At 31.5% G+C, this 25215-nt stretch carries 15 protein-coding genes; 4 read left to right on the top strand and 11 right to left on the bottom strand.

The annotated features are described in order from the left end of the window. The first annotated feature begins 300 nt into the window (after window positions 1-300). The gene (gene nqrF, locus V9L04_RS20045; protein ID WP_338791716.1) at window positions 301-1578 is read left to right on the top strand and encodes an NADH:ubiquinone reductase (Na(+)-transporting) subunit F; all 1278 of its coding nucleotides are present in this window, start codon (window positions 301-303) and stop codon (window positions 1576-1578) included. A 161-nt stretch (window positions 1579-1739) separates the two neighbouring features. Here the strand turns inward: nqrF and V9L04_RS20040 are convergent, their stop codons facing one another. Together V9L04_RS20040 and V9L04_RS20035 are read right to left on the bottom strand one after the other, a co-directional pair. Then, the gene (locus tag V9L04_RS20040) at window positions 1740-2876 is read right to left on the bottom strand and encodes an asparaginase (protein ID WP_338791715.1); all 1137 of its coding nucleotides are present in this window, start codon (window positions 2874-2876) and stop codon (window positions 1740-1742) included. Window positions 2877-2996: 120 nt separating this feature from the next. Then, on the bottom strand, window positions 2997-3764 hold the full coding sequence (locus V9L04_RS20035; RefSeq protein WP_338791714.1) for a TatD family hydrolase: 768 nt from the start codon (window positions 3762-3764) through the stop codon (window positions 2997-2999). A 129-nt stretch (window positions 3765-3893) separates the two neighbouring features. Between V9L04_RS20035 and V9L04_RS20030 the strand changes: the two genes are divergently transcribed. Beyond that, window positions 3894-4817, top strand: coding sequence for a hypothetical protein (locus tag V9L04_RS20030; RefSeq protein ID WP_338791713.1), 924 nt, complete (start codon window positions 3894-3896; stop codon window positions 4815-4817). A gap of 12 nt (window positions 4818-4829) precedes the next feature. Here the strand turns inward: V9L04_RS20030 and V9L04_RS20025 are convergent, their stop codons facing one another. From V9L04_RS20025 to V9L04_RS20005, 5 genes are all read right to left on the bottom strand, one after another. Further along, entirely contained in the window at window positions 4830-6677 is a 1848-nt protein-coding gene (locus V9L04_RS20025) for an ABC transporter ATP-binding protein (protein ID WP_338791712.1), read from the bottom strand. Window positions 6678-6801: 124 nt separating this feature from the next. Further along, window positions 6802-8835 (bottom strand): SpoIIE family protein phosphatase, encoded by a 2034-nt coding sequence (locus V9L04_RS20020; RefSeq protein WP_338791711.1) that lies wholly within the window; start codon window positions 8833-8835, stop codon window positions 6802-6804. A 368-nt stretch (window positions 8836-9203) separates the two neighbouring features. Continuing rightward, window positions 9204-10385, bottom strand: a complete 1182-nt coding sequence (gene pdxA, locus V9L04_RS20015; protein WP_338791710.1) for a 4-hydroxythreonine-4-phosphate dehydrogenase PdxA — start codon at window positions 10383-10385, stop codon at window positions 9204-9206. A gap of 708 nt (window positions 10386-11093) precedes the next feature. Further along, the gene (locus V9L04_RS20010) at window positions 11094-11294 is read right to left on the bottom strand and encodes a hypothetical protein (RefSeq protein ID WP_338791709.1); all 201 of its coding nucleotides are present in this window, start codon (window positions 11292-11294) and stop codon (window positions 11094-11096) included. Window positions 11295-11687: 393 nt separating this feature from the next. Then, on the bottom strand, window positions 11688-12161 hold the full coding sequence (locus V9L04_RS20005) for a hypothetical protein (RefSeq protein ID WP_338791708.1): 474 nt from the start codon (window positions 12159-12161) through the stop codon (window positions 11688-11690). A 311-nt stretch (window positions 12162-12472) separates the two neighbouring features. Between V9L04_RS20005 and argS the strand changes: the two genes are divergently transcribed. Next, window positions 12473-14260 (top strand): arginine--tRNA ligase, encoded by a 1788-nt coding sequence (gene argS, locus V9L04_RS20000; RefSeq protein WP_338791707.1) that lies wholly within the window; start codon window positions 12473-12475, stop codon window positions 14258-14260. Between the two features lie 209 nt (window positions 14261-14469). Further along, complete coding sequence (gene lysS / locus V9L04_RS19995; RefSeq protein ID WP_338791706.1) at window positions 14470-16227, top strand: lysine--tRNA ligase; 1758 nt, start codon at window positions 14470-14472, stop codon at window positions 16225-16227. 189 nt (window positions 16228-16416) lie between these two features. Here lysS and V9L04_RS19990 read toward each other — a convergent pair whose 3' ends face one another. The 4 genes from V9L04_RS19990 to V9L04_RS19975 form a co-directional block, all read right to left on the bottom strand. After that, window positions 16417-18051, bottom strand: a complete 1635-nt coding sequence (locus V9L04_RS19990) for a serine hydrolase domain-containing protein (RefSeq protein WP_338791705.1) — start codon at window positions 18049-18051, stop codon at window positions 16417-16419. 481 nt (window positions 18052-18532) lie between these two features. Then, window positions 18533-19222, bottom strand: a complete 690-nt coding sequence (locus V9L04_RS19985) for a LytTR family DNA-binding domain-containing protein (protein ID WP_338791704.1) — start codon at window positions 19220-19222, stop codon at window positions 18533-18535. Further along, complete coding sequence (locus V9L04_RS19980; RefSeq protein ID WP_338791703.1) at window positions 19215-20252, bottom strand: histidine kinase; 1038 nt, start codon at window positions 20250-20252, stop codon at window positions 19215-19217. The genes V9L04_RS19985 and V9L04_RS19980 overlap by 8 nt, the downstream gene beginning before the upstream one ends. A 1114-nt stretch (window positions 20253-21366) precedes the next feature. Continuing rightward, window positions 21367-25047: a TaqI-like C-terminal specificity domain-containing protein gene (locus V9L04_RS19975; protein ID WP_338791702.1), complete on the bottom strand. Its 3681-nt coding sequence runs from the start codon at window positions 25045-25047 to the stop codon at window positions 21367-21369. Window positions 25048-25215 lie beyond the last annotated feature (168 nt).

Raw genomic sequence — 25215 nt, 5'->3', positions numbered from 1 at the left:
TTTTGAATGAGTTATAATTTTTTTAAACAATTTTCTACTACATGTCTTTCTTATTCTGAATCACAAAGTTACAGATAAAAGACCAACAAAAATTTCTTGTTTCAAACTTCTTTTTACATCTTGTTTTAATTTATATTTTAAGAAAAATAGCAAAATTTTAAAATAAAACGTGTTTTTTGATGAATTGCTATTGGTATTTGATAATTTTTGAACGTATATTTGTAGCTATATTATTCAATAAACGAATCCTTATTAAGTAATTTATTCAAACGCAAAAATAGACCTAAAAAAACAGAATACATGATTAATTTAACTGTAATTCTTGCAGGACTTGCCGTTTTCGGAGTTGTTACACTTCTTCTTGTAGGATTGCTTCTTGTTGCAAAGGCACAATTAGTACAAAGTGGAGATGTAAAAATTACTGTGAATGGTAATGATGGCGATCCGATTGTTGTTGCTGCTGGCTCAACACTCCTTTCTACACTTGGCGATAACAAAATATTTTTACCTTCTGCCTGTGGTGGTGGTGGTACGTGTGCCATGTGTAAATGTATCGTAGATGACGGTGGTGGCGATGTTTTGCCTACCGAAGTCGGACATTTGAGTCGCTCTGAACAAAAAGAAAATGTTCGTTTGGCTTGTCAAGTGAAGGTAAAGAAAGACATGCAAATCCGTATTCCAGAAGAGATTTTTGGAATCAAAAAATGGGAATGTACTGTCAAATCTAACTACAATGTAGCTTCTTTTATCAAAGAATTTGTAGTAGAGTTACCTCCAGGGGAGAGTTTACACTTTGAGTCAGGTGGATATATTCAGATTGATGTTCCTCCAATTACAGTAGATTTCAAAAACATAGATATTAGTCCACTTCCAAATGATCCAGGTGGAAAAGATAAATTTAGAGACGAATGGAACAAATTTGGTCTTTGGGATTTGAAAATGGTTAATGATGAGCTAGAATTTAGAGCTTATTCTATGGCAAATCACCCAGCAGAGGGAAATATTGTCATGCTTAACATTCGTATTGCTACTCCACCTTGGGATAGAGCAAATAACAAATGGATGGATGTAAATCCAGGTAAATGTTCTTCGTATGTATTTAATTGTAAAGAAGGAGATAAAGTAAATATCTCAGGACCTTATGGTGAATTCTTTATTAAGGATACAAACAAAGAAATGATTTATATCGGTGGTGGTGCTGGTATGGCTCCATTGCGTTCTCATATTTTCCACTTATTCCATACTCTTAAATCTGACCGTAAGGTTTCGTTTTGGTATGGTGGACGTTCGAAAAGAGAGCTTTTCTATGTAGATGAATTTAGAGCTATCGAAAAAGAATTTCCGAATTTTACATTTAATATTGTACTTTCAGAACCATTACCAGAAGATAATTGGGATGGTAAAGTAGGTTTTGTTCATCAATCTTTGATAGATAATTATCTTTCTAAACATGAAGATCCAGAAGAAATTGAATTTTATTTCTGTGGACCTCCAATGATGAATGCAGCCGTTTTGAAAATGTTAGATGATTATGGCGTTCCACAAGAACACATCATGTTTGATGACTTTGGTGGATAAGAAAGTGAAATTATGAATGGTGAATTATGAAGGTAAAACCATTAGCTTCATTACTTATAGATAAATAAAAAATGCTTGAAATTTCTAATTAGAAATTTCAAGCATTTTTTTTATGTCATTTATGTAGCTCACTCTTTAGAGTGAAAAAGTATTATTTTTTATCAAAACAAAGTCATTTCTCCACAAAGAGGAGTTTGTAGCAATTCAATTATTCTTTCCTTCTCTTTTTGGTGGTCATAATTTCCAAAGAGATACATAAGTTTTGTAAGTGCAGCTTCTGAAGTCAAGTCATTTCCACTAATTACGCCTATTTGTGTAAGGGCGTGACTTGTTTCATAATGTCCTTGCAAAACATAACCACCAGCACATTGAGAAACATTTACAACGACTACTCCACGATTAATAATTTTTTCTAAAATATCGATAATCCATTTTTCAGTTGGAATGTTTCCAGAACCAAATGACTCCAAAACTAAGCCTTTTAGATTTTCATTTTCTAGCATTGGAAGATAATATTTCGGATTCATACTAGGATGGATTTTCCAAAGTACCACATTATTATCCATTGCACTTTTAAAATCTAACTTTCTTGTCGGAACAGGAAGAATATAGCTTTTAGAATAATTAATAAAAATTCCTGCTTCAGCAAGATGAGGATAATTTTGAGATTCGAAGGCTGTGAAGTTTAGACTCTGAACTTTTTTAGAACGATTTCCTCTCAAGAGCAGATTATCAAAATAGACACATACTTCTGGAACTAGAGCTACATTTTGTTCCTTAATTATTTCACTTCCATCTTCTGTAATGGTAATCTGTTTTTTATTTTCTTGCATAGAAGCAATTTCTAAAGCTCCAATTAAATTTTCTCTTGCATCAGTTCGGTGTGCGCTTATCGGAATTTGTGCGCCAGTCAGAATTACAGGTTTAGCTAAATTTTGAAGTAAAAAGCTCATTGCAGAAGCTGAATAAGACATCGTATCTGTTCCATGCAAAATCACAAAGCCGTCAAACTCATCATATAATTCTTCAATTAACCAACTCATACTGAGCCAATGTTCTGTTCCCATATTTGACGAGTCCATAGGTTCGAAAGGAACAAGCATCGTCAGCCAAAACTTAAAACGAGTCAGTTCAGGAACTTTTTCCAATAAAATTTCAAAATCAAAAGGGACAAGACTACCATTTTCATCGTAATCCATTCCGATTGTTCCTCCTGTATAAATTACCAAAATTGACGTTTTGCAATCCTCATCGGCAGCTGTACGTAATTTTATGATGTTGTATTGGTCTAAAAGCATTTCAGTTACCAGTAATTAGTTACTAGTAATCAGTTAATTTCAATTACTAGTACGTTGTAAATTTAATTTTTATTTTCTAATTCCAATTTTTCATGTCCCAATTCCTAGCCTTTTCATTTCCTAATTCCCAAATAATTTCTTAGCATTTTGAGTAGTTTTTTCAGCTACTTCTTTTATTGTAAGTCCTTTTATTTCAGCAATTTGCTTAGCAATAATTGGAATGTAACTGCTTTCATTTCGTTTTCCTCTGTGTGGAACAGGTGAAAGATAAGGCGCATCAGTTTCCAAAATCAAATATTTCAAATCTACGCTTGGCAAAACTTTATCTAAACCTCCATTTTTGTAAGTAACTACTCCACCAATTCCCATCAAAAAATCCAGTTTTTGTATTCTTTCAGCCTGTTCTAAAGTTCCACCAAAACAATGAAAGACACCTTTTAAGTTATCATCTTTGAGATTTTCTAAAATATCTAATGCTTCGTCAGTTGATTCTCGTGTATGAATGGCAATCGGAATATTGAATTTTTTAGCCCAATTTATCTGAATTTCAAAGGCTTCTTTTTGCTGTTCGAAAAAGGATTTATCCCAATATAAATCTAGTCCAATTTCTCCAACAGCTGAAAATTTGCGCTTGTTTAGCCATTCTTCCACAATATATAATTCCTTTTCAAAATCTTTCTTGACCGAACAAGGGTGCAAACCCATCATAGGAATAAAACGCTCTTTGTCTTTTGCTTCAATTTCAAACATGGGTTCGATGGAAGCGTGGTCAATATTTGGTAAGTAAACTCGTTCTATTCCTGTATCATTGAGTCTATCTACTAACTCATTCCAGTCAGGTTTAAATTTTTTGTCGTACAAATGGGCGTGCGTGTCTATAAAATTCATATTTTCAGTTATCAGTTTTATCAGTTACCAGTAATCAGTTAATTACCTTTGATTTTTAGTTTTTTACAAAGATAAAATAATACTTTGAACTCATTTTTTAATTTTGATAATTTAATTCTTTCAAAACCTATGAAATTACTTTTTTGTGTCTATTTGAGTATTTTATTTCTTGGTTTGATTTCGTGTCAGAATACAGAAAATAAACTCAAAAAGCCAAAAATAACTATTCAGCATCGAAAAATAGAAAATTTTAAGGGTTATGATGAGAAAGAATTTTGTTTTGAATTAGTAACAAGAGATAGAATCTATTTTGCTCAAATCAAGGATAATAAATTGGTAGATACTGCCAAAACTGAAAATTATTTTCAGACTTATTTTACATTTAATTCAAATGATAAACCATTAAAAGGAGAAGATGAAAATTATAAAATAAGAGTAATTCCTTATGACTATGGTACTTCTTTAGTCATTTTCGAAGACAAGAAAACAGGCATTTTTTATTATACAATTATGGATAATCCTCAAGCTATTTATTATTTGGAGGATTCATACTGGATAATTGGAATGGATTGTCACATGGGTTGTTATTCTTCTATTATGAGAATTGAAAACCCTAAAATGCTTACTTCAAATGATAATTTTGATTCTTTGGTTAGTCAAGCGTACAGAAATTCACACGAAGAAATGATGAAAATCTATGAAAAAGCTGAAGAAGTATTTTTTTATGATAATCTAAGTCATCATTTACTTGGTTTTATTCCTTACAAAAATTCAATGATTTTATTTTTGACAGCACCCAAAGAAGATAAAAAATTGAATGAATATAGAAGAGAATACAATTTAATGCCAGCACCTTCTAGAACAGAATATTTTACTATTCAAGTGCATCAAGATAAAAGTATAGATACACTTGAAACTAGCCTTGAACCAATGATGTTTGGAATGCCTTATGATGCGTGTACAATTCTACCCAAAAATCAAAATAGTATTTCGTTTTGTCAGACTATTTTTAAAATTGAAAACGATACACTTTTTGTTTATTCTTTAAGATAGAAAATACAAATACTACATCATCTGCATTTCTACCAATTTAGAATATGCCCCTTGTTTTTCTATTAGATTTTGATGTGTTCCTGTTTCAATTACCTTTCCATCATTAATCACTACAATTTTATCAGCATGTTGAATGGTACTCAAACGGTGTGCAATTACAAGTGTAGTTCGTCCTTCCATCAATTTATAAAGAGCTTCTTGTACAAGTTGTTCGGATTCAGAATCTAGGGCAGAAGTAGCTTCATCTAAAATCAAAATAGCAGGGTTTTTCAAAACAGCTCTTGCAATACTGATGCGTTGGCGTTGTCCTCCTGAAAGTTTGCTTCCTCTATCGCCGATATTTGTTTGATAACCGTCTTCAGTTTTGATGATAAATTCGTGTGCATTGGCAATTTTGGCAGCTTTCTCTACATCTTCCTGTGTTGCTGTTTCTATTCCAAAGGCAATATTATTGAAAATTGTATCATTAAATAAAATAGCTTCTTGGGTCACAATTCCCATGTGAGAATGCAAAGAGTGAAGTGTCCATTCTCTCAAAGAACGGTTGTCTAATAAAATATCTCCTTGTTGTGGGTCATAAAAACGAGCAACCAAATCGGCAAGAGTAGATTTCCCTCCTCCTGACATTCCTACTAAAGCAACTATTTCACCTTTGTTTATGGTTAGGTTTATTCCATTTAAAACCTGCTTTTCTATAATTCCTTCTTCTTCTTTACTTATTTTATAAGAAAAATGAAGATCTTTGATTTCTATTTTATCAGAAAACTGTTTTAGTTCTTTTGCATTTGGAAGGTCATTTATTGTAGTTTGAATATCCAACACTTCAAAAACTCTTTTTCCTGCAATGATTCCCCTTTGTAGGTTAGTAATGAGTGTAGACATATCTTTTATAGGAGGAATAATTTGAGAAAAGACAGCAATATAAACGAGAAAAGTTCCAGCAGTTATTTGTTCTGTCAAAACCATATTTCCACCATATAATAATAAAACTGCAATGGTAGCGACTCCTAAAAACTCAGAAATAGGTGCAGATATGTCTCTTTTATTATCATAAGAGGTTCTAGAAGAACGGTAAAGTTCATTTAATTTTTCAAACCTTGAAAGAATAAAATTTTGTGCATTAAAAGCATTTACAATCTTTATTCCTGATAAAAGTTCATCTAACATAGACAACATATCACCTAATACAGTCTGTGAAATATCGCTACTTTTGCGAAGTTTACGGGAAATAAGGGCAATGATTCCACCAGAAATAGGTAAAAATATAAATGCAAATAAAGTGAGTTCCCAAGACCAATAAACAAGCAAACTAAAATAAACTATAAAGGTAAGGGGAGCACGAATCAAAACCTTAAATTCGTTGTACACCCAAACTTCTACTTCTCTAGCATCATTTGAAAAACGAGACATCAAATCTCCTTTTCGCTCCTGTGAAAAATAACCTACATTTAAGGAAAGTATATTTTTAAAAAGTTGATTTTGAAGTTTTACAGTTGCTTTCAAGCGAACAGTATTGACAATAAATAACGCCAAATAACGAAATATATTAGATAAGAAAACAGTAAGAACCAATACTTTACAAACAAAGTAAAGAGCTTCCATTTTTCCTTCTTCAATTATAATTTTGTGAAAATAATAATTGAAAATATCTTCAAAATAAGTCAATGACCAAGAAAATGTAGGTGCTGCTACAGCAATCTGTGTAGGTGTTTCATCTAAAAAAAGAATTTTTAACAGAGGAGCTAGAAGTGTAAAATTAATTGCTCCAAAAATAATTGCTAATATAGAAACCAAAATATAAAAAGGCACAAAAGACCGAAAAGGTCGCATAAAGCCCATTAATCGCCAAATCACTTTCATCAGTTATCAGTTATCAGTTACCAGTTAAATGCAGTAGGTAAGCTTTGTGTATTTATATAAAAAATTAATTAGGGAGTTTAAGAAACTTAAAGCCTTATTCTCCAGTCTTTTTTCTTGCTATTTTTTAAGATAATTTTATTCCTATCATCATTATATCATCAGTTTGGTCATTGTTTGCTTGCCATTTTTCTAACTGATTTTCTATATGAATTTTTTGTTTTTCTAGAGGCATTTTATGAGTTTGACTAAGCATATCATACAAACGTTTGCTCATAAATTTTTTATCGTTTTTCCCTCCAAATTGGTCTTGGAAACCATCAGATGTTATGTATAGACTATCTCCTATTTGATAATGAATAGTAATATCTTCAAATTTGCGTTTTATTTTTACTTCGTGTCCACCAATAGGTAGCGAACTTGCTTTAAAGCGATTGAATTCTCCATCTTTATCAACATACAACAAAGGCTGTTTTGCTCCTGAGTAAGTTAGCGTTTTTTCAGTTGTATTGATACGGCAAAGCGCAATGTCCATTCCATCTTGTACATTACTTTTGTGTTGATGTAAATGATGAATCAAACGACGATGTAATTCAATAAGCATTTCGGCAGGCGAACGAACACCTTGACGAGAGTTAAAAATATCGTTTAATAAAGAGTTACACAGAATTGTCATAAAAGCTCCTGGTATTCCATGTCCTGTACAGTCTGCCAAAGCTACATAAAATTCTCCTTGTCTCTGTTCAAACCAATAGCAATCTCCACTTACAATATCTCTAGGACGGTCTATTATAAAATAATCATTTAATTCTTCAAAAATAGTGGTTGTATTGACCTGCATAGCATCTTGAATACGACGAGCATAATTAATACTTTCTGTAAGAGTCGTATTTGTATCATTTATAATGGTTGCTTGTTTGGACATTTGTTCGTAAACAGAACGAATTTCATCATTTTGTTTGCGTAGTCTAGTAATTGTTTTTTTCTTTATTTGTGTTCTATAAATAAATAAACCAACTAACAAAAAGGCTATTAATGCAACTGCTGAAATAAGATAAAGAGTTAGATTTTTATTTTTACTCTCTTCTTTTAATAATTGATTTTCTCTATTTTTTCTTTCAGATTCGTAGTAAGTTTGCATATTTGAAACTTGATGCCTACGACTAATATTTGAAAGGCTATCATTCATGGCAACTGCAAGAGATTGATTTTCAAATGCTTTTTTATAGTTTCCTGCTCTAAAATAAATTTCTCTTAATGCTTCATATCCATTTCTTGCAAGAGCAGCATAACGAAAATTTTGAGCTAAATCTACACCTTTTTCGGCTGTATTAATTGCTTTTGATATCTCTCCTTTGGCAGAATAAATTTCACCCATTTTTAACATATTTGCAATATTCCCATAGTTATCATTTATTCTTTCTGTAATTTCTTTACTTTTAGTAATATAAGAAACTGCTTTTCCCAATTCTTCTTTTTTGAGATGTGCATCTGCTAGATTAGAAAATAATTTATACAATAAATCATCATTTTCTAATTTTTTGGCAATTACTAATCCTTGTTCTAATGATTGAATGGCTTCATCTAAACGTTTGAGATAAATAAGACTAATTCCTTTTAAGTTTACTGCACTTGCCAATCCATATTCAGAGCCTAATTTTCGCCATAGTTTTTCTTCTTTTAGAGCATATTCATAAGACTGTTCAAAATCTCTCATTAAAAGATAAGTAACAGCTATTTTGTGTAAAGCATCAGTTTGCAGAGAGTCATTTCCTATTTCTTCTGCTGCACTTAATCCTCTGAGAAGCAAAGTAAGGGCGAAATCTGATTCTCCCCTGTTTCTGTGTAACGCACCTGCTTGTATAGAAGATTGAGCAATTAGATTTTTATCTCGTAATTCATTGGATTGCTTGACGGCTAAAGTTGCATATTCTAATGCTTTATCAGAATCTCTTAATTCTGTTCTATAAAACTCTGAAATTTGTAGAAATAATTCTGTCTTTAGTTTTGGTGTTGTTTTTTCTAGTTTAGCTATCAATATATCTACTTCTTTTTTCTTGGTCTGATTGTATTTTAGTTGTTCTTGATTTGTATTTTCAATATTCTGCAAAGTATCTTTATGAATACTATCCAATTCTGATTGAGCATAACTACAAGGCACAAGAAAAAAGTAGCAACTAAAAGCTAAGGATAAAATTAAAAACGAGAAGATAGAAAAATTAAAACGTGATATTTTTTTTCTTATCATAAAAAATGAAACTAATTTTTATTCCTAACTTAATACACTGTTTAATAAGTTATTTTATATTTTGTTGTGCATTTAGTTCCTCAGAACTGAATGTTTCGCTTCCTCAGAAGCGTGATTCAAGCAAATAAATCATGCTTCTGAGGAAACGTTTTGTTCAACTCTGGGGAGTTGAACACACAAAAAACATTACGAAACTTTTGAAACAGTGCACTTAATAGAATTATGTTTTTTCTTTAAAAAGGCTTTATCTAAAATTTAGTAAAAAGTAAAGGTACAAAACTTTAACCTCTATTCCTTTTACGTTCTTCTTTGCGTCTTTGTTTGTGTTGATTTTTTTCTTGATTTGTTATTTCAAAATCAATTCGACTTTTTAGAGTATCAATAGCTAAAAATAAAGCGTTTCGGAAGGAACTTTCATCTGCTATATTTTTGCCTGCAATTCCGTAAGCTGTTCCGTGGTCTGGTGATGTTCGTACAACAGGTAAACCTGCTGTAAAGTTTATGCCTTCATTAAAAGCAAGTGTTTTGAATGGAATAAGTCCCTGATCGTGATACATTGCCAAAATGCCGTCAAATTTTTCATATTCTTTTGCACCAAAAAAACCGTCCGAAGGAAAAGCACCGTAAACTAAATGCTCTTTTTGACGAAATTTTTCTATTACAGGTAAAATAATCTCTTTTTCTTCATTTCCTAAAAGCCCATTTTCTCCTGCATGAGGATTAAGTCCTAAGAGAGCAACTTTTGGCTTTGCAATTCCAAAATCTTGTCGCAAAGAACGTAACATCAAGCTTAGTTTGTTCGTAATTTTTTCAGCAGTTACGGCAGTAGGAATGTCTTTTAATGGAATATGTCCTGTAACAACACCAACACGTAAATTTTCATGAACCAAAAACATTAAGCTATCTTTTACTTTATCAACGCTAAATTTTTCAGTCAGATATTCGGTATGTCCAGGGAAATTAAAAGTTTCAGACTGAATATTATCTTTATTGATTGGGGCAGTAACAAGGGCATCAATCCAACCCTCTTTCATAGCTTTGGTTGCTCCTTCCAAGGCTGCTAATGCACATGCACCAGCTTCTGCTGTAACTTTTCCAGCCTCAACATCTACTTTTGCAGAAGAACAATTTACAATATTTACTTTTTGATTATGAATAGAATTAGCTAAATTTTCATCGTCTATAAAATGCTGTTGAAATGTAAATTCTATATTTAATAATCGCTTATAATGAGAAAAAACTCGTGCAGCACCAAAAATAACAGGAATGCAAAGTTCTAAAACTCGGCTATCTGTAAGCGTTTTGAGAATTACTTCTATACCGATACCATTAAAATCGCCCATAGAAATTCCTATCTTTGGACGAAAACGTTTTGGGCGTTCTTTTTTTTGAAAGGCTAAATTATCTGTATTTTCTGAATCAGATTCGAAAGGATAATAAGGTTTTGAATATTCGTTTTCCAATGTGCTGCTTTGACTAAAATGAATAAAATCTTTTTTTTGAGAAACTCAATAACCACAAAATTACAAAACTATTTGATAATCTGTATTAATCAATAAATAAGTAAGCAAATCATTTATAGGTTAGCAAAATCTGTCTGATACCTCAAAGAAGTTTTGAAAGTTTAAATTTTCAGTTTTTAAATCTTTTTTAGATAGGATTTATTTTGACCATTTATTTTTTTATTCAAAACAAGTAGAATTAATGAATGGTTATACTTTCTTAGAGCAGGCAACTTGATTTACTATATTTTGGAGGATTAAACTACAAATTGCTTAAGAAGGCTAAAAAAATAAATTTGCATTTTTAGCTATCTATAAAAATAGGATTAAAACCCTGTGCAATTTATAATTCATAGCCTATTTTTGAAAACATGTATTTGTAAAAAATCACAAAAGGTAGTTTATTAATGCCTGAATTTTTCAAAGTGTAAATTTTAGAAGTTACGCACTCTACCCAATCCAATACTTCTCTAAGCATTTCAAGAAAAAATTCATTTTTTGTAACCCTGAAGTTGGCTCATATACTCTATAATTAACAGGAAGACGAACCCCATTTATATCAGTATAAAATAAGGTAACTAAACAGATACCTTTTACAACACCATGATGTTTGCCTGAATACTGACGAGCTATAAAAGGATTTAATTTGGCATCACTATAGGGTTTATCTCAAACACTAGCATCAATACTTAAAGTGCCTCCTGCTAGTACAATCAGTAAACAAACACGTTCAAACAAATCCTGTGGGGTATAATCTTCACGGACTAAAAAATTGCGAACACTATCATGGCTCATTTTTTTCATTCCAAAAGCTAGTTGAGTACATCCTTTATTTCTAGGATTTACTAATAAATAATGGTTCTCTGACAATTTTTGCACTTTGTTCTAAATACAGCTTAAAGTATTAGACTCATTATTTAAAAAGAAAATACAGAATGTTTGTTAATTATTTGATAATCAAATACTTATTGTTTTGAAGTGAGTTATTAAATAAAAATATCAACCTCAAAATTTGCAGACAAAAACTGGCAGGTGCAAAAATTGTCAGAGAACCTAAATAATTACTATAAAGAGATAAATTACACAATGCAGTTGATTTTCGTACCAACACTCTCATCAAAAGTAAAATTTAAGTAATAAAAAAACATACTAAAAAAATACAACCTAAAGTTAAAAAAAATTACGTAAGTTTAAGGTGCGTAACTTCTAAGTTATACTAAGTAAATAAGGTTTTATAAATTATAACTAGTTTTCAAGTGCTATCTAAAGCCACTTACTTTTTATTTTAACTTTATATTTCTTCCTTGATAGTGGCTTATCTGAATCCAATAAAGCAATCATTCTTGATAAGTTTTCTTCTGAGTGGCTAATTGCTTTATTAGCAATTAATTTTTCATTTTTATAAAAAAACACAAATGTTGTCCCTCTGCTTGCATACAGGTTCATTTTGTAATTATCCTCTTTATAAGAAAATGAAATAAGATTTGCATCAATTACATGAGCTTGAATTTGTTTTTCAGCTAATTTTTCTAATATGTTTTTGACTACTATATAGCGAGTAAAATAAATCCCTGCTATTGTTATAGCTGTTAATCCTCCGAAAACAACAGCCATCAATAATATTTCTTTTTTCATTAGATTTTGGTGCATCCCCACACCAACCGATATAACACCTGCAATAAAACAAAACAAAGGATATTTATTGATTATAGCATAGTTTAATAATTTAGTTTTCATACAATTCAAGGTTTAAAATAAATACATTCACAGTTAATTCAATTCAATGTAACATTAAATTAACATTAAGTATCTTATAATACAAATTTTATTCCGAATTGTTTAGAATAATCCTATAATAATCTGTATAAATGAGCATTTTGTTTAGCTTTGGTGAACTTTAACACCCAAGATTTTGTCTTAAAAGGAATACATAAAACACGATTTCTCTTCGCTTTTTGCTGCAAATTGTGCAACTTTGTAAATTAATTAAAAACTAGCCGAATAAATACAAAAAAGCAAAGACAAAAAAACAACTTTTATTTACAGTTATGATACTTCAACAACTCCAAAAAGAAATTCAAAACGCTTTTCAAACGCTTTTCAATCATACTTTACCAATAGAAAAAATTGATTTCCAACAAACTCGCAAAGAATTTGAGGGAAGTTATACTTTTGTTACTTTTCCTTATGGAAAGGTTACAGGGAAGCGACCAGACGAAACAGCTACTCTTTTAGGAGAATTTTTGAAAGAAAATGTAGATTTTATAAAAGATTTTAATGTCGTGAAAGGATTTTTAAATCTTGTTTTGGAACAATCTGTTTGGGTCAAAACGCTTGTTAATCTCAATGACAAACCTGTTTGGGAAAACATAGAAAAGAAAGACGAAAAAATAATGGTAGAATATTCGTCGCCAAACACAAACAAACCTTTGCACTTAGGACACCTTAGAAATAACTTTTTAGGTTATTCGGTTTCTGAAATTATGGCTGCTAATGGTAGCGAAGTAATGAAGGTAAATTTGGTAAACGACAGAGGAATTCATATCTGTAAGTCAATGCTTGCCTACCAAAAACATGGAGAAGGCAAAACACCACAAGATTTGGGCATAAAAGGCGATAAAATGGTTGGAGACTATTATGTGAAATTCAATGATTTATTTAAAGCCGAAGTAAAAGAATTGGTAGAAGCAGGAAGAACACAAGAACAAGCCGAAAAAGAAGCTCCTAGCTTGAAAGAAGCACAACAAATGCTTTTGAAATGGGAACAAGGCGACAAAGAAACTACCGACCTTTGGAAAAAAATGAATGGTTGGGTCTATGAAGGATTTGATGAAACCTATAAAAGCATCGGAGTAACATTTGATAAATTTTATTATGAATCAAATACCTATTTGTCTGGGAAAGATGCTGTAGAAGAAGGATTAGAAAAAGGAATTTTCTTCAAAAAAGAAGATGGTTCGGTTTGGATAGACTTAACAGAAGATGGATTGGATGAAAAACTCGTTTTGCGTGGCGACGGAACTTCTGTTTATATGACACAAGACATCGGAACAGCAGATTTGAAATTTAGTGATTTTCCAATGCAAAAATCAGTTTATGTAATCGGAAACGAACAAGATTATCACATGAAAGTCTTGAAACTGATTATGCAAAAACTAGGTAGAAGTTATGCTGATGGAATGTATCATCTTTCTTACGGAATGGTAGAACTGCCATCTGGAAAAATGAAATCAAGAGAAGGAACTGTTGTTGATGCTGACGAGCTTGTAGCTGATATGGTAGAAATGGCAAGAGAAAGAACACAAGAAGTAGGAAAAATTGATGATTTTTCGGAAGAAGAAGCTGAGAATTTATACAAAATGTTGGCTTTAGGAGCATTGAAATATTATCTTTTGAGAGTAGAACCTAAGAAGAAAATGCTTTTTAATCCTGCTGATTCTATTGATTTTCAAGGAAATAGTGGTGTTTATTTACAGTATACCCACGCCAAAATTTCGGCTATTTTACGTAAAGCAAATGAAACTAACATTTCACACCAATCTACTTCTTTTGAGAATTTAGAAGAGTTGGAAAGTACGGAAGAAGAATTAATCCGTTTACTTTCTGATTATCCTTCTTATCTGAATGAAGCTGCAACTAATTATGCACCGTCTGCGATAGCAAATTATATGTATGATTTAGCTCGTCAGTATAGTAAATTATATGCCGAACTTCCAATTTTTGGAGAAGAAAATGAAGCTAAAAAATCGCTTCGTGTTGCCCTTTCTGATGCAACAGCAAAGACATTAAAACACGCAGGCAAACTTTTAGGTATCGATATGCCTGAAAGAATGTAAACACTCAAATTTGAATACCAAATTGATAAGAACATCTTTATTTTTTATAAATAAAGTCTATTTTTTTTGTTCTATTCAAATAATCCGTATTTTTGAAACTTATATCTAAAAAAAGGCTTTTTTAAACTATATATATAATTGATAGTAATAGTAACTGGTTCAAGCGTCGACGCTTGAACCAGTTACTAAATACGACTTTTACTCATTTTATGCAACCAATACTTAGCGAACAAGAAATTCTGCGTCGTCAGAAAAGAGAACAACTTATACAACTAGGAATAGAACCTTATCCTGCTGCACTTTATAACTTTACGCATACAGCCAAACAGATTAAAGCTCTTTTTCCAGAAGAAAAACCAGAAGGAGAGGAGAATTTTGATGATTTTAAGGAAATTTCTCTTGCAGGTCGTTTGATGACAAATCGTATTCAAGGTTCGGCTGCCTTTGCAGAAATTGAAGATAGCACAGGACGTTTGCAAGTTTATTTTCGTAGAGATGATATTTGTCCTGATGAAGATAAAACGATGTATAATACTGTTTTCAAAAAGCTATTAGATATTGGAGATATTATTGGGGTAAAAGGATATATTTTTCGTACGAATGTAGGCGAAATTACGCTTCGTGCTACCGAATTTACGATTCTTACAAAATCTCTACATCCTCTACCTGTCGTAAGGCGAGTAGAAAATGAAGATGGAACAGTAAAAACGTATGATGCTTTTACAGATTCAGAGCAGCGTTATCGTCAGCGTTATGTCGATTTGATTGTAAACCCTGAGGTTAGAGACGTTTTCAAAAAACGCTCTCAGCTTATGAATGTGATGCGTGAATTTTTAAATGATAAAGATTATTTAGAAGTAGAAACACCAATTTTGCAGCCAATTTATGGAGGCGCAGCAGCTCGTCCTTTCAAAACACACCACAATACATTAGATATGACTCTTTATTTGCGTATTGCAAATGAGCTTTATCTAAAAAGATTAATTGTTGGTGGTTATGATGGTGTTTATGAGTTTTCAAAAGACTTTAGAAACGAGGGAATGAGCCGTTTTCATAATCCAGAATTTACTCAAATTGAACTCTATGTAGCTTACAAAGACTACGAGTGGATGATGAATTTGGTAGAAGAAATGGTAGAAAAAATTGCTTTAAAACTTCATAATTCGACAGAAGTACAGGTAGGCGAAAATGTAATTAACTTTGCTCGTCCTTGGAAACGCTACACAATGTACGAAGCCATTGAGCATTTTACAGGTGTTGATATTTCGGAAATGAGTGAGGAAGAAATGCGTAAAGCTGCTCTACAATTAGGCGTTCCGATTGATGATACAATGGGAAGAGGAAAACTTATTGATGAGATTTTTGGAGAACATTGTGAGCCAAAACTGATTCAGCCTACATTTATTACAGATTATCCTGTTGAGATGTCGCCACTTGCCAAAAAACACAGAACAAAAGAAGGTTTAGTAGAGCGTTTTGAAGCAGTTTGTAATGGAAAAGAAATTTGTAATGCCTTTTCTGAGCTTAACGACCCAATCGACCAAAGAAAACGTTTTGAAGAACAGTTAGAACTTGGAAAACGAGGTGATGATGAAGCAATGATTTTGGATGAAGATTTCTTAAATGCTCTTGAATACGGAATGCCACCAACAGCAGGTTTAGGAATCGGAATTGACCGTCTTTCTATGATTATGACGAATCAAAACTCTATTCAAGATGTTTTGTTTTTCCCTCAAATGCGCCCTAAAAAACAACCAAAATATGCATCTGAAAGTGATTATGAAGCATTAGGAATCCGTTCGGAGCTTATTCCAATTATTCAAAAGCTAGGTTTCCTTACAATTGAAGACTTGAAAGAAGCAATTCCTTCAAAACTTTTCAATGATATATGTGGAATGCGTAAGAAAATGAAACTCAAAGAAGTAAAAAATCCAACCAAAGAAGAAGTAGAAGGTTGGTTGAAATAAAGTGTCGTTGGTGTCTCCACCAATGACAGCAAAGGTAAAACAGGGTTAAAATCCTGTTCAATTAATATTCTAAAAAACTCTTATCTAATTTTTGAAATTGGATAAGAGTTTTTGCATTCAAAATTTATTCATTATATCACCTTCACTGTTGTCGATATCTGCAAAGATAAATTTGGTCAATATTGACATTTATTTTTTTTCAAACCACAAATTTCGAATTCCATTCATGGTTACCCAAAAGCCAATACTATTTCCATTTCTTTTGTACTTCGAAATTGCCATTCCTGACCAGCTCACGACATCTCTTTTAAGCACTTGAATTTCAAATTCACCAAAGCGACTATGATAACCGTATAATGATTTGTCTTTGAGCGTTATAGTATAAAAAGTTTCTAACTCGCTACTATAAAATTCTCCTGTATATGATTTTAATTCCTCCAACGTAAGCAATTTATCTTCGTATTTTTCAAATGTTTCAGTGGAATTATTCGCAAAAATTAAAGTCATTTTTGCTGAATGAATATCAAATTTTATAACTAATTTTTCATTGATACCCCCCATTTGAAATTCTGTTTCAGATATAGGAAGAAGAGGCGATTTTTGATTATTATTTCTTAAATACCACAAAGTATCGTTGGCTACAAAAATTTTTCGGGAATAATTATTTTTATCGTTCCAATACATTCCTTCATTTTTTTGCAAATCTTCAATGCTAATTTTAAAGGAACTTTTTATTTCTTCAATTTTGGTAGGTTTAGATTTGTTTTGTAGGAAAAGTTGGCTGATTTGATTGGCTTTTTGTGATAATTGATTTGAAGTGAAATTTGACAAAATGATAATTTGTAAGTCTTCATCAGGATAAGAATACATTATTGACTGAAAACCAGCAATAGCACCTGTATGTTGTATTCTACGATTTCCAAAAAAATCATCAATTACAATTCCAAAAGCATAATTATTTTTCTCGCCTGAATTTAATGTAGTTAAAGTTTCAAGTATTGAAAAGGCTTTTTTCCAACTTTTAGGAGCTTTAGTATAATTTTTTGCCCAGTTCGATATATCGACACTTGTAGAATAGACATTGGAAGCTCCATAAGTTAAATCGTTGTTTTCAACCGTTTGAAAAAATGAAGGTGCTGTTTCAGTATAAGAATTTGCCGTTTTGGTAATGATTGCAGAATAATCTTCCTCAACAAAAGTGGAATTCAGGTGAAGTGGTTGAAAAACTTTTTCTTTCATGTAGCTTTTGAAGTCTTGTTTAGAAATCCTTTCAATAATTTTAGCAAGTAAAATATAACCTGAATTAGAATACATAAATTCAGAATTAGGTTCAAAATTCAAATCTTGCTGTTTTAATAAATATCTATAAACATCATCGTTTGAAATGGCATCGCCCGAACGCCAACCTGCTAGACCAAACAATTCGGGAACGGCTCTTAATCCACTTGTGTGATGCAATAACTGTCGAATAGTTATCGTCTTTCCAAAATCAGTAAATTCAGGTAAATAGGTTTTAATATCATCATCAAAGGATAGTTTTCCATCAAGATATAACAAAACAATTCCCATGGCTGTAAATTGTTTTGATAAAGAACCAATATTAAAAACACTTTCTTCTGTATTTGCAATTTGGTACGGAATATTTGCCAAGCCATACGCTTTTGTAAAAACAAGATTGTTTTGATGTGTTACCAAAACAACACCCCCTGGATTGTTTTCTGTACTCCAATCGATAAATAAATTATCAATAAGATTTGTAGGATTTTGACTTGTTGCTGAAAAAGTAATCAGCAATGCGACATAGATAAATGCAATTCGTTTCATTTTTTAATTGGTTTTAAATTAATACTGAAACAAATGTCGAATAATAGCTTCTGTTGTGAAAATAGATTATGCAAACACCTTTTTTTTGTCTGCAAAATATGGATTATAACATCTATAAGACTTTCGCACTACTGTATATTTTGTTAAGTAATTGGGCAGAATTACATATAACAAAACCCACGATTTTAATCGTGGGAAAAGAGGAGTAGAAAGGTGGAAAATATCCTCCAACTATTCCATAACTAAAGTTATGGGTTTCATTCTAAAAAAGATGCTTAATAAATAAGCTCTAAATAATTTAGTTCAATCACTTATAAATGAACACTTTATAAAAAAAGATTGTAAATTATAATTCTACCATTGTTGGTGTTCTCACTGACAATAGTAAAACACAAATAAACTTTTGTTACAAGATAATGAGCGATTGACTGATAGGATTTGACTTCGATCTTTAAAAAAAGTAGTAGGCTACAATAACCCATTAAATATTAATCTGTGCAAAAAAATGCTTTCTATATGTTTCTGAAATAGGAATAAGTTCATTTGAAATTTTAATTCGACTTCGTTCAATTTCTTCAATTTTACTAATAGCAACCATATACGATTTATGCACCCGACAAATTAATTTTGCTGATATAAGTTGCTCCAACTCCGAAAAGTTTTGAAGTGTCATAATTCGTTTGTTAGTGGTGTGTATTCTTCTGTAATCTCTCATTCCTTCAATAAATAGTATTTCATCAAGATTAACTTTTTCCAAGCGATTTTCTGTTTTTATAAAAATATAATTACTCGTCAATTCATTAGATTTGACCAATTTTTTGTCTTGAATTTTATTTACTGCTTGCAAAAAACGTTCAAATGAAAAAGGTTTTAACAAATAATCAGTAACATAAAGTTCATAGCCTTTTAAGGCATACTCTGAATAGGCAGTCGTAATAATTACCTGACAATCTAAATTAGAACTTTCCAACAACTCAATACCTGAAAGTTCGTCCATATTGATATCTAAAAAAAGTACATCCACCTTATTAGACTTCAAAAATGTCAATCCTTCAAGGGCATTATCAAATGTTTCAAGTAAATCCAAAAAAGGAATTTTTACGACAAAACCTTTGGTCTTTTCCAATGCCAAAGGTTCGTCTTCTATGATGATACATGTATATTTAGTCATTTATTAAGGTTAAGGTTACTCGGTAAGAGTTGTTGAGGTTAATGATAGATAAATTGTGCTTTTGGGGATACAAAAGTTCTATTCTTTTTCTAATCAAATTATTTCCTATGCCACTATGTTCTATTTGAATTTTGTTTTTAGGGTTGTACTTATTTTCACACTCAAAAACTATTGTTTTATCGTCAATATTTAAGGAAATGGTTATTGCATTTTCTATTTTTTTATTGGCTGTGTGTTTGAATGCATTTTCGATAAATGAGATTAAAAGCATGGGTGGAATCACTTGATTGGATAAGTTTCCGTTTAGTGTAAAATGCACAAAACTCTCGTTTGCTGTTCTTGTTTTTTGTAACGCAATGTATTTTTCTATGTATTCAATTTCCTTTGATAAATCAATTCTTTGAGCTTTAGTTTCAAAAAGCATAAACCGAAGAATATCTGATAGTTTATTTAAGTATTCAGAAGCTATTTTTGGGTCTTTGAGTATCAAGGCATCAATGTTATTAATTGTGTTGAATAAGAAATGGGGATCTAATTGTGCTTTTACTAAGGCTAATTCAATTTGATGATTTTTAATAATGAGTTCTTCTTTTAATTTTATTTCATCATACCAAGTAATAAAACCATTGATAATAATGCTCATTACACCTGCAAGCAATCCAATCAGTACCATAGAAAAAAGTTGAGCAAGAAAAGAACTTATACCACCTTTAAACATCATATCTAAACCAAAAAGCAGGCTTAAAAATAGTCCCCCAACAAGAGCCGAACCAACAGAAAACAAGATAGCATAAACAAGTGAAGAAACTATTTTTTTTGTTTTGATGTATTTTGTAAACAGGTAGAAATAACACAGATAAAATGTAATAACAGAAGGAATCACAACAAATGAAAATCCTACTTTGGCAATGTATCCAAAAGGTATATTTGATGAAAACCCTTTTGTCGCAGCAGCGATAATCAGCAAAAGCAATAAAAAGTATAACACCCAAAATGCTGTGTGAACAATATAAACAACTGACTTTTTCATATTAGAAAGAATTAAAATTAATTAACTGATTAATAGGTCAAAAGTCTATAGTTATGAATATTTAAACAAACTTAATTTGCAAAACGGGTTATTTTGTCTGCAAAACAAGGTTATTAGACAATATTAAGTTTTGTCTTTTATGGGCAAAATCCTCGTTGACGGCTGCATTTGACGACGGTTTACATTCAACCGTCAACGAGGCGAAAGCCGTCGTTGAGATAAAAACCATTATACTTTATTATACTCCTCTTCACTTAAAGCAAAATCTGAATCAATAATCAAAACAAAACCCTCGTTGACGGCTGCATTTGAGTCTCAACGACGGTTTACATTCAACCGTCAACGAGACTAAAGCCGTCGTTGAGGTAAAAACTACTTTCTATTATACTCCTCTTCACTCAAGCCAAAATCAGAATCAATAAGCAAAACAAAATCCTCGTTGACGGCTGCATTTGACGACTGACGACGGTTTATATTTACCAACCGTCAACGAGACTAAAGCCGTCGTTGAGGTAAAAACTACTTTCTATTATACTCCTCTTCACTCAAGCCAAAATCAGAATCAATAAGCAAAACAAAATCCTCGTTGACGGCTGCATTTGAGTCTCAACGACGGTTTATATTCAACCGTCAACGAGGCGAAAGCCGTCGTTGAGATAAAAACTACTTTCTATTATACTCCTCTTCACTCAAGCCAAAATCAGAATCAATAAGCAAAACAAAACCCTCGTTGACGGCTGCATTTGAGTCTCAACGACGGTTTATATTCAACCGTCAACGAGACTAAAGCCGTCGTTGAGGTAAAAACCACTATACTTTATTATACTCCTCTTCACTCAAGCCAAAATCAGAATCAATAAGCAAAACAAAATCCTCGTTGACGGCTGCATTTGAGTCTCAACGACGGTTTACATTCAACCGTCAACGAGACTAAAGCCGTCGTTGAGGTAAAAACTACTTTCTATTATACTCCTCTTCACTTATACTCCTCTTCACTCAAGCCAAAATCAGAATCAATAAGCAAAACAAAATCCTCGTTGACGGCTGCATTTGAGTCTCAACGACGGTTTATATTCAACCGTCAACGAGATTAAAGCCGTCGTTGAGGTAAAAACTACTTTCTATTATACTCCTCTTCACTCAAGCCAAAATCTGAATCAATTAGCAAAACCTCTTCATAACTCAAATCATAGAGTTTATAAACCAAAATATCAATTTCATTTTCTAAAGCACTTGTGTCTGTATCAGGATTTTGTTTTTTTGAGGATAGAATTTTCATTGCGATTTTCCCTATCTTCTTTTGAGAATCTATATTCACATCAGCAATAGGTAAAGATTTTAACAATTTAGAGTTAAAACTAGGGTAAGATTTATTATTTGATTTAGGTGTTTGCTCAAAAATATAATATGTTATGAGTTTTGAGTTTAAAATGCCTAGAAGGTAATCCAATTGATAATTATCTGACCTCTTAATAATTACAGCAGCTACATTTTTTATTATGCAATTCTCTTTGAAGTAGGTAGCAAATACTCTTGGATTTATTATCTCCCTAACTACTACTTTTTCAGAAAAAAAATACTTAGGTTGCCTTGGTTCAGCTAACCATTCGCCATATCTAATGTATTCTGATTTTTCCTCATAATAATACCTATTTATGCCTTGGCTGATAAACTTTACATACTCATTGTTTTTGTTTTTTTTAGATATAAATATATCATTATCTTTTTCAAAACTTGTTTGCTTAGGCTTACCCTTACCTATTTGATAAACTTTAACACCCATAACTTGGTCATATATATCAATTAATGCAATAGTTTTTTTACCTGATAAAATAGAGTTTTTGATAGTAAATTGCTCATCATAATCAGGTTGTTCTCTTGAGAAAGTCAATTGATTTAAACAAATAGATACATTTTTTCTATTGATTGAGGAAATATCTCCAAACCAAAAGGATTTATTTTGAGAATTTCCTTTTTTCAAATTGAATATAGCAGTAGGTAGATTAACCTCATCAAAAATATCGTTACCTAGCTTAATATTAGTAATTTCTACGGATTTTGAAACCATTAACTTTCTCAAATCTTTGAAATATTCCTTTTCTAAATAGCTATCAGAAGTAATAAAACCGATATTTCCATCAATATTTAAAATTCTCAAACCCAAATCTGTAAAGTATTTATACGTGTCTAGCTGTCCATAACTTGTTCTAGGATACTCCTTTTTCATAAATTCTCTATCAACTATTTTAACACCATAAGGAGGATTCCCAATCACCACATCAAAACCTACAAATTCCCCCTTTTGATTCAAGACTTCTGGAAACTCAAAACGCCATTCAAAGGCATTTTGATAAATTACATTGTTTAGTAACCCTTCTTTTTCTTCTTGTGCTTTGTTGAGAGCTAGTTTTAGTTTTTTGAGTTCTGCACTTAGAGTTTTGCTTATTTTTTGTCCAAATGCTTCTAGGTTTTGTACTTCGGTTTGTTTTTGTTCTAGTTTTCCTCTTGCAGATGCTATTTTTTTCTTAAATTTTCCGTCTAGCGTTCCTGTAAAAGCTGATTTTATTGTATCAATAATTTTGATAATTTCTCTTTTTCGCTCTTTGTTATTGGTATTTTTGTATTCTTGAACAGCATTTTTGTAATCGTTCAAACTATACGGATTATCTTTGCTTTTGAAGGCATTTTTCAAATCTTCATCTAGCTCAAAACGACTAATCAGAGAGTTTCCAGTTTTGATATTAATATCAATATTTGGCAGCGTTTGAAGTTGATTTTCTTGAGTATAATACGCATTTTTCAATAGTTCTATCCACAAACGCAACCTACATATCTTGACAGAATTTGGATTTATATCTACACCAAAAAGACAGCTTTCAATAAGACTTTGTTTTTCATGAAAAAGCGTTTCTTGTAGGCGTTGGCTTGTTTTATTTTTGGGTTTGTAGGTAAATATTTCTTCGTTTTCGTCTTCAATAATCAGTTCGTCGTTATCAATCTGAATATAAGCATTCAAACGTTTTCCGTCTTTATCTATCAAAATACTAAGCTCGCTTTTTATGGCGATAAGTTCGTTCAAAGCACTTACCAAAAAGTGTCCAGAACCCACAGCAGGGTCACATATTTTGAGTGAATTAATGATTTGATTGGCTTCTTTTCGGATAGTTTCTCTATCGCCATTTCGTATATAATCCTTCAAATCTTCTTTTAGCTGCTCAAAATCGCTACATTTCCACGTATAATACGTATTGAATTTTTGCACGACAGCCCTACGCAAGGCTTCTTTAGCCATATACATCGTAATATAGGCAGGCGTATAAAACGAGCCGTCTTTGTAGCCATTTATTTTTTCAAAAATAAGTCCCAATACAGAAGCCGAAATAAGCGTTTTGGCTTGATTGCTCTCATCTACTTTTTCGCCTTTTTCTCCACTAAAATCATAGGCTTCCAAAAAGCGAAAAATGTATCCTAAAGTAGGCAAACCACCAGTAAGGCGTTTTAGATTATCTTTCAGAACCGTTTTATCATACAATTCTAAATCAATTTCTTTCAGGTTCGAAATTCGTAGAGCTGTATCTTCTAATTGATTGGGTTCAAAAAGCGAACTATTTAAGTAGGGAATATGATTGTATTTTTCTTTTATGCGCTCGTTTCGGTCTTCTATTTTCTTTGCTAAAGCAGAAAAAAACAGTTCTTCCAAATCATCATAACCAGTAATGAAATCAGTATTCAGAAATTTATATTTCGAATCCTGATTATAAACTACCAATTGAGATTCTAATAATTTGAGGAACAAAATTCGGTTTATCCACGTCAGACAAAGCTCTAAAGCGACATTGAATAATTGTTCTTCTTTATTCTGTGCATACGTTTTGAGATTATCTACTTTTCTCAAGTAATCTCTATCTTCTAAAATAAAAATAGTCGTTTCTAAGAGTGAGCCGTCATTTCGTGTTCCTTTTTCTTTTCGCTGAATTACTTTTTTGCCTTTCTCTTTTACTTCTTCTAGTCCGATGATGTGCAAAAGTTCGTAATAAAACTGCTTGTTGAGCTGATTGCTATCATTTCCATACGATTGTGCCAAAAGATGAATCGGAGAAAATACTTTGTACAGAGAAACTAACTTATCATCATCTGTATTTTCGATAGGCAAAAATTCTTGAAAATCTTTTTTGATATCGATATATAGAAATGGCAATTCGTCTTTTACTTCTTCAATATATTTTTTAGCAATTTCATTGTAGAATAACTCATTTTTGGAAGAATCCTTTTGCTTGTTTACAAACTCGTTATATTCTTTGAGCAGTTTTTTATTTTTATAAAATGTATTGTAAAAATCTTCTCCTTTAAAAAAATACCATTCATTGCCATTCGTAGCAATCAAATATTTGATTTGATTATTTTCTAATGTTACTCGTTCTCTCAAATAATAGAGCAATAGTTCTTGTAATGCTTTTCTATTGAGATTATCTGTTTTCAAGAACTCACTTTTATTGCTTGGTCGTTTGGCTTCTATCAAAACACTAATATTGCTAGTAGCATCTTTTCCAGCATAAATAGCCAAATCAATTTTGTCTTTTGTATTGATTAAATACTCTTGATAAAATGCTTGGTGCAAAAAATCGCCTACATATTTTTTTATGTTCTCTTCACTCTCATTTTTCTCTTCGCTTATTTTGATATGCTCCAAACAGATATTCAATGCACTTTTGAAATTATTTATTTCATTTCTAGTCACATTAATTTTGCGATAGGCAGGACTGAGGATTCTACTTGGTTTTGTAATTTTGTTCATGTATTTGTTTTATAAACCTCTATATGTAAGCAAACAGATTTTAATTTAGAATAAAACTATAAAAAAAACAATTCCTTTCCAATAAAAAAAATCCTATTCAATCATAACAATTGAATAGGAACTTGTTGTATGTTTGTTAGATTAATTCGTAATTATTTCAAAAATTAC

The organism is Bernardetia sp. MNP-M8 (genome assembly GCF_037126285.1).
Classification (GTDB): Bacteria; Bacteroidota; Bacteroidia; order Cytophagales; family Bernardetiaceae; genus Bernardetia.
The sequence above is the reverse complement of the archived record's forward strand: the minus strand, read 5'-3'. Positions and strand labels throughout refer to the sequence as shown.